Source organism: Pontibacter sp. HJ8, assembly GCF_054824225.1.
Genome location: NZ_JSYF01000275.1, coordinates 1 through 1,595 on the forward strand (window position 1 = coordinate 1; position 1,595 = coordinate 1,595).

The window sequence follows — 1,595 nt, forward strand, 5'->3', positions numbered from 1 at the left end:
ACCGGGTTCCGAAGAAGTCTCCTGGCTTCCAGGCCGGTCTTTCTGTTTTGTTGGCTACCTGGTAGCTGATGAGGAAGTTGAGCTGCGCGTACTTTTTGCCGGCGTCAAAGTCGAAGGTATCGTTGAACTCATCCTGCGGCTTATGGTAATGGATCGCCCGCCAAGCTTCTACCTTCTTGTTGAGGTTGTTCTGCCCGTCGCGGGTCTTGTTGCCATACTTGATGTGCAGCGCAGGTATACCCTGAGTCACAAAACTGTACTGGTCACTGCGTATAAAGCGCATCTGGTCTGGCTCCGGATCTTCTTCCACGGTCAGCCCAAGGTACTGCGCCGCGGCTGCCACTTCCTTTTCCAGGGTAGAGTGGTTGGCGCCCAGCCCTACTACCGAAAGGAGCGGGGCGATGATGGTGGGCATATCGGTGTTGATGTCCGCTACGATGCTTTGCACCGGCACCGTCGGGAAGCGGGCAAAGTAGGCCGAACCCAGCAGGCCCATTTCTTCGGCCGTCACCATCACAAACAGCACGGAGCGTTTCGGTTTCTCGGGTAGCCTGGCGTAGGTACGGGCAATTTCGAGCACGCTGCCAACGCCCGAAGCATTGTCGTGGGCGCCGTTGTAGATGGAGTCCCCGTTTACCGACCTGCCCACGCCTACGTGGTCGAGGTGGGCGCTGTGCACCACATATTCTGCTTTCAGCTGCGGATCAGAGCCGGTGATTTTGCCCACTACGTTGTGGCTTTCGAAGTCCTGGTAGGTGGAGGTATAGCTGGCGCGCAAGGTATGGCTAAGCGGGGCAGAGGCTGTTTTGCCCTGGTTCAGTCCGGCTACGAGGTTGGTCGTGTCCAGCTGAGCGCCCTGCAACAGGTCGCGGAATGTTTTGGCGTTGATAGTGGCCAGCACGCGGATCTTATCCGATACGTAGTTCCGGGAGACAGCTACTTTGCCGTTGGCATCCATCACACTGTAGGTGCCGCGCTGCAGGTTGGCAACCCCCGCTTTGGGATTGACGGAGGCTACGATCACGCCGATGGCGCCTTTGTCAGCGGCCGTCTGCAGCACCGTCATCATGTCGCGGCTGTAGGCCGATACGGTAGAAGGGAAGCTGGCTGGGGCTCCGCGGAGCACCACCACGATTTTGCCGGTCACGTCTATACCTGCATAGTCGTCGTAGCCCAGGTCGGGAGCGCTGATGCCGTAGCCTGCAAATACCAGGGGCGCTTCTATACGCACCTGCTGCTCTTCGGCATGCGGGTAGATCGAAAAGTCTTTTCCGTAGGTCAGCTGTACTTCATTTCCTTCGGCATCTTTGGTAGAAAGGGCGGCATCGTTTCCGGTGAAGGAGCGGCGCAAGCGTACCAGCTGCAGGTAGGTATTGTTCTCCCCGGCTGGTTCAACCCCTGCTTTCTGATAGTGGTCCACTACGTAGTCCACGGCCATCTGGTAGCCCGGCGTGCCGGGCTGGCGGCCCAGGAGGCGGTCATCGGCCAGGTACTTCACATGGGACCTGATGTCTTTGGCCCTGATCTTTTGAAGTGATTTCTCTACGGGCTTGTCCAGGGTAAGAGACTGGGCAAGTATACTTTCACTCAGCAGC

At 58.0% G+C, this 1,595-nt stretch carries 1 protein-coding gene; it reads right to left on the reverse strand.

All coding sequences use genetic code 11. The features are described 5' to 3' along the window. The coding region (locus tag OB13_RS12765) for a M28 family metallopeptidase (RefSeq protein ID WP_461490553.1) at positions 1–1,594 on the reverse strand (1,594 nt) is incomplete at its 3' end. Position 1,595: the final 1 nt, after the last annotated feature.